Origin of the sequence: Sphingomonas pokkalii, assembly GCF_003096275.1 — a bacterium.
Taxonomy (GTDB): Bacteria; Pseudomonadota; Alphaproteobacteria; order Sphingomonadales; family Sphingomonadaceae; genus Sphingomonas; species Sphingomonas pokkalii.
In genome coordinates, this window is sequence record NZ_QENQ01000001.1 from 3,539,614 (window position 1) to 3,556,180 (window position 16,567).

A 16,567-nucleotide genomic window follows, 5' to 3' on the forward strand; every position below is an offset into this window, starting at 1 on the left:
GTGAGCAAGGCCAAACGGATCGTGATCGTCGGTGGCGGCATTGGCGGGCTTACCGCCGCTACCGCCATTGCGCAGGCGGGGATGCAGACGGTGCTGCTCGAATCCGCGCCGGTGTTCGGGGAGATCGGCGCAGGGGTGACGCTGTCGCCCAACGCGATAAAGGGCCTCGACCATATCGGCATCTGCGAGGCGGTGGCCGCGGCCGGCATCGAGCCGAGCCGCCAGCGCATCCAGCATTGGCAGGACGATCGCATCCTAGTGCCGATGGAGCGCGCCAGCCAGCGGGCCAAATATGGTGCGCCCTATGTTACCGTGCATCGCGCCGATCTGCACAAGCTGCTGCTCCAGGCGGCAGAACGCGCCGGGGTGGAGCTGCGCACCAATGCCGGGGTGGTCGACACCGCAGGATCCGCGGCGATCCTGGCGAGTGGGGAGCGGGTGGAAGGCGATGCGCTGATCGGCGCGGATGGGGTGAAGTCGGTCGTGCGTCGCCGGTTCGAAAGCGGGCCGGCGATCTTCACCGGCCATGTCGCGTGGCGGGCGATGGCGCCGGTGGACGACAGCATTCGCGCGCTGACCGACTATCCCGGCATCCATATCGGCCCGGGGCGGATGATCACCCGCTACGGCGTGCGCGGCAATGCTTGGCTGAACATGGTGTTCTTCGCCCGGCAGGCGGGTTGGACCGATGAAGGCTGGACGATCCCGGCCGAACCGGCCGAACTGGCCGCCACCTATGCGGGTTGGGGGGATGAGGTGCAGGCGCTGATCGCCGCTGCCTCGCGCCAGCCCTTGTTCAAATGGGCGATCAACGCGCGCAGCCCGCTGCCCGATTGGGTGGTCGATGAGCGGGTCGCGCTGCTCGGCGATGCGGCGCACGCGATGACGCCGTTTCTGGGGCATGGCGCGGCCTGTGCGATCGAGGATGCGGTGGTGCTTGCGCGCGCGCTGGCCGCCGCGGCGGACGTGCCGGAAGGGTTGCGCCGCTATGTCGATGCGCGGCATGAGCGCGCGACCTTCATCCAGGCCGAAAGCAACGCCAACGCCGATCGCATGCAGGGGCAGGACAGCGACTTGTTCGGCCTGGGCCAGATGCGCGACGAGGAATCGCTGGGGCTGTTCACCTATGATTGCAGGACCGTGCCGGTATGACCAACGCCACCCCCTTTGACGGGCACGCCCTTTCCGACGCCACCCGCGCCTTTCTGGCCCAGCCGCACCGGCTGCTGATCGGCGGGCAATGGGTGGAGGGCAGTGCGGGCACGCGCACCACCCGCGATCCGGCGACGGGCCTGGCGCTGGCCGAGGTGCAGATGGGCGGCGCGGCAGAGATCGACCGCGCGGTTGCGGCGGCGCGGCGGGCGTTTGCAGGGCCGTGGCGGCGGATGGCGGCGGCGGAGCGGATCGCGCTGATGCAGCGCCTCGCCCGCATCCTGCACGACAATGCGCGACTGCTCGCCGAACTGGACGTGATCGACAACGGCATGCCGATGTTCATCGCCGAGCTGACGGTGGCCAATAATGTCGAGATGATCGATTATTATGCCGGCGCGATCCTGCGGATCGAAGGCACGACGATGGCGCCGCCGCGCCACATCGCCGCTGCGGGCGAGGCGCTGACCTATTCGTTGCGCGAACCGGTGGGCGTGGCGGGGCAGATCGTGCCGTGGAACGTGCCGTTGTCCACCGCGATCCTGAAGCTGGCGCCGGCCCTTGCTGCTGGCTGCACGGTGGTGATGAAGCCTTCGGAGGAAACGCCGCTGTCTGCGCTGGCGCTGGGGCAGATGATCCTCGATGCGGGCTTCCCGGACGGCGTGGTCAACATCGTCAACGGGCTGGGCGCCGATGCCGGCGCGGCGTTGGCCGAGCACCCTGGCGTCGACAAGATCAGCTTCACCGGATCGACCGCCACCGGGCGGCGCATCGTGCAGGCGGCGCTGGGCAATCTGAAGAAGGTGTCGCTGGAACTGGGCGGCAAATCGCCGGTGGTGGTGATGCCCGACGCCGATCTGGAGATCGCGATCCCCGGCGTGGCGATGGCGACCTTCTTCCTGCAGGGCCAGAACTGTATGGCCGGTACGCGCATCTTCGTGCACCAGGATATTCACGACGCGTTCGTCGAGGGGCTGGTGGCGTTCGCCGGTGGCATGGCCCTGGGACACGGGCTGGCGCCGGGCACGATGCTGGGGCCGATGATTTCGGACGCGCACACCGCCAAGGTGATGGGCCATATCGAAGGCGCCAAGGCGGCCGGGGCGGTGCTGGTCGCGGGCGGCAGGAAGCTGGACCGGCCGGGCAATTTCATCGAACCGACCATCTTCACCGCGACCACGCCCGATATGGCGGTGGTGCGCGAGGAGATTTTCGGGCCGGTGATGGCGGTGCGCAGCTTTGGCGGGGCCGATCTGGACGCGATCGCGGCGCTGGCGAACGACACCCCTTATGGCCTCTCCGGCAGTGTTTGGACGCGCGACCTGTCCACCGCGCACCGGCTGGTGTCGCGGATCCGCGCGGGGCAGGTATCGATCAACTGTCACGGCGCGGTGGGGACGAATGTGCCGTTCGGTGGCTTCGGCCAATCGGGCTGGGGCCGCGAATTCGGCCAGGAAGGGCTCGACGCCTATCTGGAAACCAAGGCGGTGACGGCGCGGCTCTGACGCCGCGCCGGTTCGCCGGTTACTCGGCCGCCAGTGCGGTCGCGGTCCAGAGCCGCTGGCGGGGTGCCGGCAGGCCGGTTTCCGCCATGCAGTTCGCCCGCAGCGTTTCGATCTCCGGCCCATAGTCGAAGGTGGGCAGCGTGTCGGGGCGGTCGTGGCGGAGCGCATCGCGCAGCGCCTGTGTCGCGCCGGCATTCACCACGCCGCCAGCGATCACCACGCCGTAGGCGCGGGCGCCTTCGACGGTGACGAGGCCCTGGCGTACTTCCTTTTCGACCAGCGCGGGATCGCGTTCCAGCGGATCGCCCCAGCCGCCGCCGCCCCAGGTGACGAAGTGCAGCTGGTCGCCGGCATCGACGGCGATGTCTTCCTGCTTGTTGCCGACGATCGTCTGGGTGCCATCGGCCTTTTCCAGGATCTTGCGCGCGCGGGCGCCCGGCTGGCCGCCATTGACGCCCCAGGGCGGCACGAACCAGCGATCGTCATGGATGGCGATCTGCCCCGCCTCCAGGAAGCGATAGGTCATGTGGATGCCGTTGCCGCCGCGGTGCAGGCCGGGCCCGCCCGAATCCGCCGCGGTTTCATAGCGTTCGATCACCATCGGGAAATAGCGTTCGAGGAATTCGTTGGGCACGTTGGTGAAGCCCGGCCACAGTGAATGCCCGTCCGGCCCGTCGCCCAGCGGCCGCCCCGGAATGCCGCCGAAACCGATCTGGAACAGCTGGAAATACTTCCCCCGCTTGTCCGTGCCGGAATAGAAGAGGTGCGGCGACGAGGAGAAGCCGGCGGCGTTGAGGAATTCCGGCGTCTTCTGCCCGAGCAGCGCGCCGAGCACGTCGAAGATGCGGCCCAGCGCATGGGTGCGCCCCGAAAGCGCGGCGGGGAATTCGGGCTTGAGCAGCGATCCCTTGGGGATACGCACGTCGATCAGATCGTAGAAGCCGTCGTTGAACAGGATCTGGGGATCGAACACCATGATCATGTAGATGCCGAAGAACATCTTCAGCATATTTTCGTTAAGGAAGAAATTGACCGATGCCGGGCTCTGCGGATCGGTGCCGGCGAAATCGAGGACGACCTTCTCGCCGTCGCGCCACATCGTGCATTTGATCTTGTACGGGCCGAAGCCCATGCCGTCGTCGCAGATATAATCCTCGAAACTCACCGGCTCCGCGCCGACCGAGGTTTCGATCAGCTGCTGCATCGCGCGGTAGTTTCGCTGAAGCAGTTCGTCGGTCGCCGCGACGAACACGTCGTCGCCGAACCGCTCCGCCATTTCGACGACGCGGCGGGCGGCGACCCGGCAGGCGGCGATCAGCGCGTTCAAGTCGGCCTTGCACCAGTCGGGGGTACGGACCTGCGTCATGATCAGGTTGATCAGGTCGGTATTATATTCGCCGCGCTTGTAGATCTTTACCGGCGGGATGCGCACGCCTTCCTGGAAGATCGAGGTGGCGTGGATCGGCATCGAACCGGCGACCATGCCGCCAATGTCGCTCTGGTGCCCGAACATCGAGGTATAGGCGATCAGCCGCCCGTCCTTGAACACCGGCAGCAGCACCAGCCAGTCGTTGGAATGGCTGATCGCGCCGCCCACCGAATAGGGATCGGATAGCAGGATCATATCGCCATCCTCGATCGTGCCGTCATAGCCGTCGAGGAACGGGCCGATATAGGACCCGAACTGGCCGACGATCATCCGGCCCTGATGGTCGGCGATCAGCGGGAAGGCATCGCCCTGTTCGCGGATGCCCGGCGACATGGCGGTGCGCACCAGCGTGGCATCCATTTCGACGCGGGCGTTGCGCAGGGCGTTTTCGATCACTTCCAGCGTGACGGGATCAATCGGCTTGGGGGCGAAGGGAGCGGGGTTGCTCTGGATGATCTGGGCGCGCATCGCGGGCTGCTCCTTCAGGCGTTGGTGGGGGTGATCAGGATGTTGCCGACGCGGTCGACAAGCGCGGTGCAATCGGCCTCGATCAGCGTGGTCGAATCCATTTCGATCACGATCGCGGGGCCGGGTATGCAGTCGCCCTGGCGCAGCCGGGCGCGATCATAGATCACCGCCGGGCGCAGCGCGCCGTCGATCCATAATTGGTGATCGCGCAGCTTCGCCTCGATCGGATCGCCATTGCCCTGCGGCAGTTCGGCCGCCTCCAGCTCCAGCGGCTTGCCCAGCGCCACGGCGCGCAGGTTCACCAGTTCGTGCGCCGATTCCATGTTGAAGGTGAACAGCCGTTTGTGCTCCGCATCGAAGCGCGCGGTGATCCCGGCCAGCCCGTCGCGGGCCAGCGTTTCGGCATCGATCGCCAGCGGCACTTCGAACGCCTGGCCTTCATAGCGGACGTCGATTTCGAACAGGCTGGTCAGCTCGGCCTCGGGCACGCCGTCGGCGATCAGCGCGTCGCGGGTCTGTGCCGCCATTTCGTCGAGGATCGCGCGGACTTCCGCCTCGTCGGTCTCGCTGAACCGGCGGGAGAAGGAGCGCGCAGTCTCGGAGCGCATCTGGGTGGTCGCGTCGCCCAGTGCGCACAGTACGCCCGGCGATACCGGCGACACCGCAGGCCAGCTGCCCATCAGCCGCGCGACGGCGTTGACGTGCAGCGGCCCCGCGCCGCCAAAGCCCATCACGGCGAAGTCGCGCGGATCATAGCCCTGCTGGACAGAGATCATGCGCAGCGCGCCGAACATATTCTCGTTGACGATGTCGATGATGCCGCGCGCGGCTTCGTACAGCCCGATGCCCAGCGCGTCGGCGATGGTCTGCACCGCCTTTTCCGCGGCCGGCTTGTCGAGCTTGAACGTGCCGCCGAGCAGCGCTTCGGGCAGATAGCCGAGCACCACATTGGCGTCGGTCACGGTCGGCAAGGTGCCGCCCTTGCCATAGGCGACCGGCCCCGGCACCGCGCCCGCCGATTGCGGGCCGACGCGCAGCGCGCGGGTGAGTTCGGGGACATAGGCGATCGATCCGCCGCCGGCGCCCACCGTCTTCACGTCCAGCGCGGAGGCGCGGACCGAGAGGCTGCCGACTTCGGTGGTGCGCACGCGGCGCGCTTCCAGATTTTCGATCAGCGCCACGTCGGTCGAGGTGCCGCCGACGTCGAGCGTCAGGATGTTGCGGATGCCGGCATTCTTGCCGACCCACAAGGCGCCGGTGACGCCGCCCGCCGGGCCGGACATCAGCAGCGCGACGGGATGTTCTTCCGACGCTTCGGACGACATCAGCCCGCCGTCCGAGCGCAGCAGCGAGATGCGCCCGGCCATGCCCGCGTCGCGCAGCTTGGCGCGCAGATTGCGGACATAGCGGCCGACGACGGGACGCACCGCGGCATTGGCGACGGTGGTCAGCGTCCGCTCATATTCCTGCATTTCGGGCAGCACGACATGGCTGAGCGACAGCGGCACGTCGGGCAGGATCTCCGCCGCCAGTTCGGCGACGCGCCGTTCGTGCGCGCCGTTGATATAGCTGTTCATCAGGCTGACGGTCAGCGCCTCGACGCCGCGCGCCTTCACCTTTTCCAGCGCGGCGCGAATGTCGGCATCGTCGATCGGGCGGAGTTCGTTGCCGAAGGCGTCCATCCGGCCCTTGATCTCGAACGTATCCTCCAGCGCGGCGAGCGGTTCGGGCTTGGGCCAGACGATCCAGCCGGCCAGACCGCCGGGGACGAAGCTGCGCGCGATCTGCATGATCTGGCGGTGGCCTTCGGTCACGATCAGGCCGACGCGCGATCCCTTGCCTTCCAGGATCGCATTGGTGGCGACGGTGGTGCCGTGCAGGAAGACTTCGACGTCGGCGGGGGTGATCCCCGCCCGGGCGCAGATCGCCTCCACCCCGTTCAGAATGCCGACCGAGCTGTCAGCCGGCGTCGACGGCGTCTTGTGCCGCCAGAAGGCGCCGCTTTCTTCCTCTAGCAGCAAAAGGTCCGTAAACGTCCCCCCGACATCGACCCCAAGGCGATATGCCACGCGCAACCCTTTCCCAACCGCTGGCGGGCCGCCGCCGGGACGGCCCGTTGATCGCGGGAATGTGCCGCAGCCGGGGCAGGGTGACAGCGCGCTCTGCGCCGAGTCTCCGCCATGCGAACATGGCCGATCAGATCACCGCGCAGACGGTCTTCCATTCGAGGTAGCTTTCCAGCGCCTGGCGCCCGCTGTCGCGGCCCCAGCCGGATTGCTTGACGCCGCCGATCGGCAGCGAGGCATCGTACATCGCGTGGCAGTTGATCCATACCGTGCCGGCGCGGATCGCCCCGCTCATCCGGTGCGCGTCCGACAGCGACCGGGTCCAGACGCTGGCGGCCAGGCCGTAATCGCTGTCGTTCGCGGCGGCGACGACATCGGCCACATCGTCATAGGGCTGGGCGACCAGTACCGGACCGAACACTTCCTCGCGCACGATCGCCATATCCGGCTTCACGTCGACCACGACGGTGGGGGAGACGAAGGTGCCCGCCGCGCCGCTGCGCTCGCCGCCGGTGAGGATCGTCGCCCCGCTCGCCCGCGCGCCGTCGACGAAGCCGGCGACGCGTTCGGCGTGACGGGTCGAGACCAGCGGCCCCATCTGGGTGGCAGGATCGAGGCCGTGGCCCATCGACAGGCCCTGGGCATAGGCGGCGACACCATCGACCACCTTGTCGAAGATCGAGCGGTGGACATAGAGCCGCGATCCGGCGATGCAGACCTGGCCCGCGTTGAAGAAGATCGCATTGGCGACGCCGGGGACGGCAAGGTCCAGATCGGCATCGGGCATCACGATCGCGGGCGACTTGCCGCCCAGTTCCAGCGTGACGCGCTTGAAATTGCTCTTCGACGCATCGAGGATCGCGCGGCCGGTGGCGGTGGAGCCGGTAAAGGCGATCTTGTCGACGCCCGGATGCCGGGCCAGCGCCGCGCCGGTGGCCGACCCCAGCCCGGTGACGACGTTGAGCACGCCCGCGGGCAACCCGGCTTCGACCATCAGCTCGGCCAGCCGCAGCGCGCTGAGCGAGGTATCCTCGGCGGGCTTCAGCACCAGCGTGCAGCCGGCGGCGAGGGCAGGGGCCAGCTTCATCGCGGTCAGCACCAGCGGCGAATTCCACGGCACGATCGCCGCGACCACGCCTACCGGCTCGCGCACCGTCCAGGTCGAAACCTGTTTGCCCGCAGGCTGATAATCAATCGAGCTGTTGAGCGTCTGCCCCTCGATCGCCATCGCCTGGCCGGCATAGAAGCGGAACTGGTTCACCGCACCGGGGATCTCTGCCCAGCGACCGACGAACAGCGGCTTGCCCTGGTCCAGCGTCTCCAGCTCGGCGAGCTCGTCGATATGGGCTTCGATCCGGTCGGCGATCGCCCACAGGATGCGGGCGCGGTGGACCGGGGTGGTGGTGCGCCAGCCGTCGAACGCCGCCTGTGCGGCGCAAACGGCAGCGTCCACGTCCGCCGCCGCCGCCGCCGCGATTCGCGCGGTTTCCTTGCCGGTGGCTGGATCGACGGTGGGCAAGGTCGCCCCGCCTGCTGCGCTGCGCCATTCGCCACCGATCAGTAGCCCCTCGCCGCGGCCGCGCCGTTCGAGAAAGGCCTGAACGTCGGGGCGGAGCGCGGGCTGGGGAAGGTCGAGCATGCCAGGAATATCCTCAAATCTTGTCGGCGAAGGCCACCATGAAACCGCGCGCGCGAGAAGGCGAGGCGCACCCGGCTCTCCGGCAGGCGGATAGATGTGCCGCATGCGCTCGCCGCATGCGGGCTTGCGTGCGGATAGTCCGCACCACAAGCGTGGATCATTGTGCAACTGCAGCAAGGAGTCGGCAATTGGAGGCGGGGAACTTGGCAATAGTCTCTCGTCGCACGCTGTTGGCGGCCGGACTGGGCGCGGCGCTGATCCCGGCGCGGGGCCTTGCTGCAAGCGCCGAGCCGGACAAGATCATGTTGCAGGCGCCGGGCGGGCGCGCGGTGGAGGTGTGGCACTGGTCGCCGACGGGCGGGCGGCGCGGCACCATGACCTTCTCGCATGGTGCGGCGTCGGCGCCGTGGAAATATGCCAAGCTGCTCCGGCCGCTTGCCGCCGCCGGCTACGAAATCTTCGCGCCGCTGCATGTCGATTCGACCGATCATCCGCGCACCAAGGAATTTGCCGGCCTCGCCAGCTGGAAAGCGCGGATCGAGGATATGCGCGCGCTCTCCGCCGCGATACCCGCGCCGCGCTTCGTCGCCGCCGGCCATAGCTACGGCGCGCTGACGGCGCTGACCCAGGGCGGGGCGGAAGCGGCGATGCCGGGGGGGCTGACGGGCGTCCAGCGCGATCCGCGTGCGGCCGCCGTCGTCGCCTTCTCGCCGCCTGGCATCCTGCCGGGCTTCATCACGGCGGAAGGTTATGCGACGCTGGCGACGCCGGCGCTGATCCAGACAGGCGATCGGGACGTGCCGCTCGGCGGCACCGATCCCGCCGGCTGGCGCGGTCACCTTGCCGCCTATGAGGCCGCCAAACCGGGGGGAGACCGCTATGCGCTGGTGCTGGCGGGGGTCGACCATTATTTCGGGGGCGAAATCTGCCGCGACATGCCCGGCCCCGCCCAGACCGCGCAGCTGGCAGAGGCGACTTCGCTTGCCCAACTGTTTCTGCAGGCGCATTTCGCCCGGGATGCGCACGCCCGCCGCGCGCTCGACCTGCGACGCGCCGAAACCGGACCCGTGCGGCTTGCCCGCAAATGACCCCCTTCGTGTTTCAGGAGTGACGATATGACCGCCGCGACGGCCCACGACGCTTTCGAGGCAGCGCCCGCGCGGCGTACCGCCATGCTACCGCTGATCGGCTATAGCGTCGGCCAGATTGCGGGGCAGGTGTTCCGCGATCTGCCCTCGCTGCTGCTGCTGTTCTACATGACCTCGGTGCTCGGCATCGCGCCGGCGCTGGCGGGGGCGGCGATCTTCGTGCCCAAGCTGGTGTGGGGGATCGGCAGCGATGTGCTGGTCGGTATCCTTTCCGATCGCTGGGAACGGCGGTTTCCGCGCCGCAACTGGCTGTTGATCGGCGCGCTGGGCGCCCCGGCGGCGATGCTGCTGCTGTTCCATGTGCCGCACGGATCGGACGGCCTGCGCATCGGCTATGTGGCCATCGTGTTCAGCCTGTACATGATGGTGTTCGCCAGCTTTTCGGTCCCGTATCTGGCGCTGTCGGGCGAGCTGACCTCCAGCCCGCGCCAGCGCAACGTGCTGATGGCGTGGCGGCTTGCGTTCACCGCGGTGGGGGTGATGGTCTCCGGCGGGGTGGCACCCGCGCTGGTCCAGCAGGCGGGCGGCGGCGAGCATGGCTACCAGACGATGGCGATCACGCTGGCGGTGATCTGCCCGATCGCGCTGCTGACCGCCTGGTTCGGCACCCGCGCCGCCAATCGCGGGAATGCGGCGGTGGCTGCGCAGCCCAGGCGCGTGCGGATGACGCCAGGCGAGGCGGCGCGCGCGCTGCTGGCCCCGAAATTCTCCGTCCTGTTGGGCGCGAACCTGCTCCAGCTGGTGGGGCAGGGCATGTCCTATGCCGCGCTGCTCTACTTCCTCAGCTACAATATGGGCCGTCCCGATGCGTTGACGCTGGTCGGCGCGCTGGTGATCGCGGCCTGTGCGGGCATTCTCGTTGCCCAGCCGATCTGGGTCGCGCTGGCGGCGCGGTTCGGCAAGCGGAACTGCTATATCGCCGGGGCGATTCTTCACGGGCTGTTCTATTTCATCTGGGGGTTCGGCGCGTCCTGGGGGGCGAGCGCGGCGATTGCGCTGTCGTTCCTGGCAGCGGTCGGCAATTCGGGCTGGGCGATGCTCGGCTTCTCGATGGTCGCCGATGTGGCGGCCGAGGAGGAGCGCCGCGCCGGGCTCTATTCCGCCGTCTGGATCGCCACCGACAAGATCGCCTTCGCGCTTGGCGGGACGCTGCTCACCGGGCTGATCTTCAGCGCCTTCGGGTTCGACAGCGCCCGGGCCGTCGCGGGTCTGCCGCAGTCGGAAAGCGCGATGATCGGCGTGATGGTCGTCTTCGGGGTCGTGCCGGGCCTGCTCAACCTCTGCGGGGCGTTGCTGATGTGCTTCGCGCCGAAGCGCTGAAGGGAATACTGGCAATGCGCCACTGGATCGTCGCCCTTGCCGCCCTGCTGCTGATCGCGCCGGCCCAGGCGCAACCGGCGGAAAAGCCCAAGCCGGTGCCGCTGGCAGAACTGCGCGCCAAGCTGGGCAAGCCCGGCGACCGCTATCTCCAGATCGCCGGCGGTGTCGAGCTGCGCTATCGCGACGAGGGCAAGGGGCCGGTGCTGCTCCTCCTCCACGGATCGCGCAGTTCGTTGAACAGCTGGGATCCGGTGGTGGCGCGGCTGGTGCGGCACTATCGCATCGTCCGCTTCGATCAGCCGCCCCAGTCGCTGTCCGGCCCGCTGACCAAGGAAGCGCTGGCCGCCGTCGGCTCGCCCGAGGCGATGGTGCGGATGTTCCTCGATGCGCTGAAGATCGACAGGGTGACCGTCCTCGGCACCTCCAGCGGCGGCACGCTCGCCTATTACTTTGCCGCGACCTATCCCGAGCGGGTCGATGCGCTGGTCCTGTCGAACACGCCGACGGACGCGGTGAACGGCCTGAAGCCGGTGCTGACGCCGGAGATGATCGCCGCCAATGCCCGCGCCAAGGAAAACGGGCTGGAGGATCGCGCCTTCTGGCGGACCTATTTCGAATGGTTGTGGGGCGAGAAGTCGCGGATCACCGAGCATCAGGTCGACAGCTATTACGCGATGAACCTGCGCGGGATCGAGCCCAACTATACCGGCCTGACCGCGCTGACCTCGAACAAGGACGCGACGATGGCGCGGCTGGCCGGGGTGAAGGCGCCGGTGCTGATCCTGTGGGGGATGCGCGATCCGGTGCTGCCGCCCTATCTGGGCGACAAGCTCTACGGCTACCTCGCCAATGCCAAGTCACGGTCGTTCGTCGCGCTGGACGATGTCGGGCATTATCCGCCGGTCGAAGTGCCGGATCGCTATGCCGAACGGGTTCTCGCCTGGTTGAAGAACCCCCGCTGATCCGCGACTGTCCGTAGAGCGGAGAGCGGGCGTCCCGCGCTTGCAGGGCGCGGGCGGCGGGGTCACCCCATGCGCGGACCATGACCCACCTCGCTCCCCCCGCCGGCGCGCCGCGCACCCTGTACGACAAGCTGTGGGACGCGCACGCGATCGCCCAGGGCGGCGACGGGCAGACCCTGCTCTATATCGACCGGCATCTGCTGCACGAGGTAAGCACGCCGCAGTCCTTCGCGATGCTGCGCGAGGACGGGCTGGCGGTGCACCGCCCCGCGACGCAGCTGGCGGTGGCCGATCACAGCGTGCCGACCCGCCACCGCGACCAGCCCTTCGCCGATCCGATGGCGGCGGCGCAGGTCGCGCTGCTGGAGCGCAATTGCGCGGATTTCGGCATCGAATATCTGGCGCTGGCGGGCGAGGGGCAGGGGATCGTCCATGTCATCAGTCCCGATCAGGGCTTTACCCTGCCCGGCATCACGCTGGTCTGCGGTGACAGCCACACCTCCACGCACGGCGCGTTCGGCGCGCTGGCGTTCGGGGTGGGGGCCAGCGAGTGCGGCATCGTGATGGCCACCCAGGCGCTGTGGCAGGAACGCGCGCGGCGGATGCGGGTGACCTTCACCGGTGCGCTGACGCCCGGCGTCAGCGCGAAGGACATGGCGCTGGCCTTTATCGGCACCGTCGGCGCGGCCGGGGCGACCGGCTTTGCGGTGGAGTTTGCCGGGGATGCGGTGCGTGCCCTGTCGATGGAGGGGCGGATGACCCTGTGCAACATGGTCATCGAAGCCGGATCGCGCACCGGGCTGGTCGCGCCGGATGACACCACCTTCGCCTATCTGCAGGGCCGCCCGCGCGCGCCGCATGGTCCCGATTGGGACGCCGCGGTCCGCTATTGGCGCAGCTTGCCCAGCGACGCCGACGCCGTGTTCGATGCCGAGGTGACGATCGCGGCGGACGCGATCGCGCCGCAGATCACCTATGGCACCAGCCCGGGGCAAGTGATGCGGGTGGACGGCATCGTGCCGGACGCAGGCGCGGCCAAGGCGCTGGCCTATATGGGGCTGGAGGCGGGAGCGCCGATCGACGGCCTGCCCATCGACCATGTCTTCATCGGCAGCTGCACCAATGGCCGGATCGAGGATCTGCGCGCTGCCGCCGCGATTGCCCGCAATGGGCAGGTGGCACCGGGCGTCCGCGCGCTGGTCGTCCCAGGATCGATGGCGGTGAAGCGGCAGGCGGAGGCGGAGAGGCTCGACGCGCTGTTCCTGGCCGCGGGCTTCGAATGGCGCGCGCCGGGCTGTTCACTCTGCGTGGCGATGAACGACGATCGCCTGCCCGCCGGCGCCCGCTGCGCCTCCACCTCGAACCGCAATTTCGAAGGGCGGCAGGGGGCGGGCGCCCGCACCCATCTGGTGAGCCCGGCGATGGCGGCCGCCGCCGCACTGGCCGGGCGAATCGTCGATGTGAGGACGCTGGCATGACACCGCTCGTCTCCGTTGCTGGCGCGGCGTGGTCGCTGCCGGATGCCGATGTCGACACCGACATCATCTACCCCGCGCGCTTCCTGCTGATTACCGAGAAGCAGGGGCTTGGCCGTTATGCCTTTCACGACCGGCGCGGCGAGGGTTTCGCGCTGGCGCCGGGGCAGGAGCGCGCCGCGCCGATCCTGATCGCCGGCCCCAATTTCGGCTGCGGATCCAGCCGCGAACATGCCCCCTGGGCGCTGGCCGGCCTTGGCATCCGGGTGATCGTGGCGGAGAGCTTCGGCGAGATCTTCCATTCCAACTGCTTCAAGAACGGGCTGCTGCCGATCGTGCTGCCCGCCGACCGGGTCGCCGCGCTGCACGATGCCGCGCGGGATGGGCGCAGCTTCCAGGTCGATCTGCGCGCCCGCACTTTGACCGTGGAAGGCCAAGCGCCGATCGCCTTCCCCGTCCCCGACGAACGGCGCGAGGCGCTGCTGAACGGCTGGAACGAAATCGCCCGCATCCGCGCCCTCCACGCGCACGACATCGAACACTATGAAGCCGGGCAGCGCGCCGCGTTCCCCTGGCTCTGGCAGAAGGAACAGGCAGATGGCTGACACAAGATTGCGCGACAAGCTGGCGACCGGCACGTTCTTCGTCGTCCCCGGCGTGCAGGACATGATCACCGCCGTCATGGTCGAGCGCGTCGGCTTCGACGTGGTCTATGGCAGCGGCTATTGGCTGACCGCCTCTGCCTATGGCCTGCCCGATGCGGGGCTGGTCAGCTACAACCAGATGCTCGATCGGATGAGCACCGTGCGCCGTTCGTGCAGCGCGGCGTTGATCGCCGATGCCGATACCGGTTTTGGCGGCCTGCTGAACGTCGACCACACGGTACGCGGCTATGAAGCGGCGGGCATTTCCGCGATCCAGCTGGAGGATCAGGAATTCCCCAAGAAATGCGGCCACACGCCGTACAAGCGCGTCGTTTCCGTCGAGGACATGGCCGACAAGGTGAAGGTCGCCGTGGAAGCGCGCGACCAGATGCTGGTCATCGCGCGCACCGATGCCCGCCAGTCCGAAGGGCTGGACGGCACGCTGCGCCGGCTGGAAGCCTATGCCAAGGCGGGCGCCGACATTCTGTTCCCCGAAGCGCTGACCAGCGAAGAGGAGATGCGCAAGGTCTGCGAGACGTTCGAACAGCCGATCCTGTGCAACATGGCCAATGGCGGCCTGACCCCGCCGATGAAGGGCGATGTGCTGGCCGATATCGGCTTTGCGTTCGCCATTTACCCGTCGCTGACCAGCCTGGTTTCCGCCGCCGCGATCGAGCAGGCCCTGGTTCGGCTGCGCGATGATCTGGACGGTGAGCCGGCGGACATTCCGCTGTTCGACTTCAAGACCTTCTGCAGCATGATCGGCTTCGAGGACGTCTGGGCGTTCGATCGCAAATGGGGGCGGGACCGGTGATGGAGATCGTCGCGGCGGTGCTGGCGCAGTCGGGCGGGCATGCCAGACCCTATCGGGAGCATGCGCCGCTCGAACTCAAGCGGCTGACGCTCGATCCGCCGCGGCCGGGCGAATTGCTGATCCGCATCTATGCCGCCGGCCTGTGCCATTCGGACCTGTCGGTGGTGAATGGCGACCGGCCCCGCCCGATGCCGATGGCGCTCGGCCATGAAGCGACCGGCATCGTCGAACAGACCGGGACGGTGGACGATCCGGGCTTCGCGGTGGGCGATCGGGTGATCCTGGCGTTCCTGCCTTCGTGCGGCGATTGCCCTCGTTGCCGGGCGGGCGAACCGTTCATGTGCGGGGCGGGTGCGGCCGCCAATGGCGAGGGGCGGTTGCTGAACGGCGGGCGCAGGCTGCACGATGGCCGTGGCGAGGTGCATCACCATCTGGGCGTCTCGGCCTTTGCCAGCCATGTCGTGGTCGATCGCCGATCGGCGGTGAAGGTGGATGCCGACATCCCCGCCGAGATCGCCGCCCTGTTCGGCTGTGCGGTGCTGACCGGCGCGGGGGCGGTGATGAACTCCGCCGCTGTCCGGCCCGGCGAATCCGTGCTGATCTATGGGCTGGGCGGCGTCGGCCTATCGGCGCTGCTGGCCGCGCTTGCCTCGGGTGCGGCGCCGGTGGTCGCGATCGATCCTTCGCCCGAGAAGCGCGACCTTGCCGAGCGGCTGGGCGCCTCTGCGCTGGCGCCGGGCGAGGCGTTTGCGGACCTGTTTGCCGAAGGCGCGCCGGACGTGGTGATCGAAACCGTCGGCAAGGCGGCCGTGCTGCAGGCGGCCTATGCCGCGGCGCGGCGGGGTGGGCGGATCGTCACGGTCGGCCTGCCCAATCCGGCGGAGACCTTCGCCATTCCCGCCGTGACGCTGGTTGCCGAGGGCAAGACGCTGATCGGCAGCTATATGGGCTCGTCGGTGCCGGCGCGCGATCTGCCGCGCTACATCGCGCTGTGGCGCGCGGGGCAGCTTCCGGTCGAGGCGCTGCTCACCTCGGTCCGGCCGCTGGCGGACATCAACGACCTGCTCGACAACCTCGCCGATGGCAGTGCCATCCGCCAGATCATGGTACCCTGACATGACCGCCCTGCACCGTGCCTATGCCGACGGGCCTTTCGGCCAGATCCATTTCCAGTCCGCGGCCGAAGGCGTGCCGCTGGTCCTGCTCCACCAGGCGGTGATGCATTCGGACCAGTTCTCGAACGTGTTCGCGCCGCTGATCGCGCACGGCCTGCGGCCGATCGCGATCGACATGCCGGGCTTCGGCATGTCCGACGCGACCGCGCATGTGCCCGGCATCGCGGACTTCGCGCAGGTGGTGCTGCCGGTGCTCGATGCGCTGGGGATCGACCGCGCCGTGGTCGGCGGACACCACACCGGCTCGCTGGTCGCGACCGAGACCGCGGTGCGCCACCCGGACCGGGTGCGCGGGCTGGTGATGGGCGGGACGATGGTGATGCCCGACGCGCAGCGGCTGGCGATGCGCGACAGCTTCGCCGAGCGCGAGAAGAAATTCGGGCCGCTGCCGGGCGGGCAGCACATGGTCGAGCTGTTCGCGACGCGCGAGCGCTTCGCTGCCGGCACCGTCGATCTCGCCAGGATCAGCGAGTATGTGACCCAGGCTTTGGTGGCGCGCGGTCCCTATTGGTACGGGCACCATGCCGCGTTCGACTATGATCATGTCGCGGCGATCCGGGCGCTGGCCGTACCGGCGATGATCCTCAGCAACAGCGGCGACATGATCCATGAAGCGGCCGTCGCGGCGCATGCCTTGCGGCCCGATATTCCGTTGGTCACGCTGCCTGGCGGTGGCATCGACATTGTCGACCAGGCGCCGCAGGCCTGGGCGGACGCGATCGCCGATTTCGTCGCGACGCTGCCCTGATCGACGGCCTGGTCGCAGGCGA

At 68.5% G+C, this 16,567-nt stretch carries 13 protein-coding genes; 10 read left to right on the forward strand and 3 right to left on the reverse strand.

Features of this window, described 5'->3' with window-relative positions; translation table 11 throughout:
• Together DD559_RS16265 and DD559_RS16270 are read left to right on the forward strand one after the other, a co-directional pair.
• Entirely contained in the window at positions 1-1,152 is a 1,152-nt protein-coding gene (locus DD559_RS16265; protein WP_116470106.1) for an FAD-dependent monooxygenase, read from the forward strand.
• Entirely contained in the window at positions 1,149-2,657 is a 1,509-nt protein-coding gene (locus DD559_RS16270) for an aldehyde dehydrogenase family protein (protein ID WP_116470107.1), read from the forward strand. Before DD559_RS16265 ends, DD559_RS16270 begins: the two co-directional genes overlap by 4 nt.
• Before the next feature lie 19 nt (positions 2,658-2,676).
• Here the strand turns inward: DD559_RS16270 and DD559_RS16275 are convergent, their stop codons facing one another.
• From DD559_RS16275 to DD559_RS16285, 3 genes are all read right to left on the reverse strand, one after another.
• The gene (locus DD559_RS16275; RefSeq protein WP_116470108.1) at positions 2,677-4,554 is read right to left on the reverse strand and encodes a hydantoinase B/oxoprolinase family protein; all 1,878 of its coding nucleotides are present in this window, start codon (positions 4,552-4,554) and stop codon (positions 2,677-2,679) included.
• Between the two features lie 14 nt (positions 4,555-4,568).
• Positions 4,569-6,623, reverse strand: coding sequence for a hydantoinase/oxoprolinase family protein (locus tag DD559_RS16280; RefSeq protein WP_116470970.1), 2,055 nt, complete (start codon positions 6,621-6,623; stop codon positions 4,569-4,571).
• Between the two features lie 127 nt (positions 6,624-6,750).
• Positions 6,751-8,259: an aldehyde dehydrogenase family protein gene (locus DD559_RS16285; RefSeq protein WP_116470109.1), complete on the reverse strand. Its 1,509-nt coding sequence runs from the start codon at positions 8,257-8,259 to the stop codon at positions 6,751-6,753.
• A gap of 203 nt (positions 8,260-8,462) precedes the next feature.
• Here DD559_RS16285 and DD559_RS16290 point away from each other — a divergent pair, with 203 nt between their 5' ends.
• The 8 genes from DD559_RS16290 to DD559_RS16325 all read left to right on the forward strand — a co-directional run bounded on the left by DD559_RS16290 (position 8,463) and on the right by DD559_RS16325 (position 16,545).
• The gene (locus DD559_RS16290; protein ID WP_133243843.1) at positions 8,463-9,347 is read left to right on the forward strand and encodes an alpha/beta hydrolase family protein; all 885 of its coding nucleotides are present in this window, start codon (positions 8,463-8,465) and stop codon (positions 9,345-9,347) included.
• Between the two features lie 27 nt (positions 9,348-9,374).
• Complete coding sequence (locus DD559_RS16295; protein WP_116470111.1) at positions 9,375-10,727, forward strand: MFS transporter; 1,353 nt, start codon at positions 9,375-9,377, stop codon at positions 10,725-10,727.
• Positions 10,728-10,741: 14 nt separating this feature from the next.
• Complete coding sequence (locus DD559_RS16300; protein ID WP_165831123.1) at positions 10,742-11,689, forward strand: alpha/beta fold hydrolase; 948 nt, start codon at positions 10,742-10,744, stop codon at positions 11,687-11,689.
• A gap of 80 nt (positions 11,690-11,769) precedes the next feature.
• Entirely contained in the window at positions 11,770-13,167 is a 1,398-nt protein-coding gene (gene leuC / locus DD559_RS16305; protein WP_116470113.1) for a 3-isopropylmalate dehydratase large subunit, read from the forward strand.
• A complete protein-coding gene (gene leuD, locus DD559_RS16310) occupies positions 13,164-13,769 on the forward strand; it encodes a 3-isopropylmalate dehydratase small subunit (protein WP_116470114.1) in 606 nt (201 codons plus the stop codon). Before leuC ends, leuD begins: the two co-directional genes overlap by 4 nt.
• A complete protein-coding gene (locus DD559_RS16315) occupies positions 13,762-14,622 on the forward strand; it encodes an isocitrate lyase/PEP mutase family protein (RefSeq protein WP_116470115.1) in 861 nt (286 codons plus the stop codon). Before leuD ends, DD559_RS16315 begins: the two co-directional genes overlap by 8 nt.
• Positions 14,622-15,737 carry a zinc-binding dehydrogenase gene (locus DD559_RS16320; RefSeq protein WP_116470971.1) on the forward strand — a complete coding sequence of 372 codons (1,116 nt, stop codon included), beginning with the start codon at positions 14,622-14,624 and terminating at the stop codon, positions 15,735-15,737. The genes DD559_RS16315 and DD559_RS16320 overlap by 1 nt, the downstream gene beginning before the upstream one ends.
• 1 nt (position 15,738) lies before the next feature.
• Positions 15,739-16,545, forward strand: a complete 807-nt coding sequence (locus DD559_RS16325) for an alpha/beta fold hydrolase (protein ID WP_116470116.1) — start codon at positions 15,739-15,741, stop codon at positions 16,543-16,545.
• Positions 16,546-16,567: the final 22 nt, after the last annotated feature.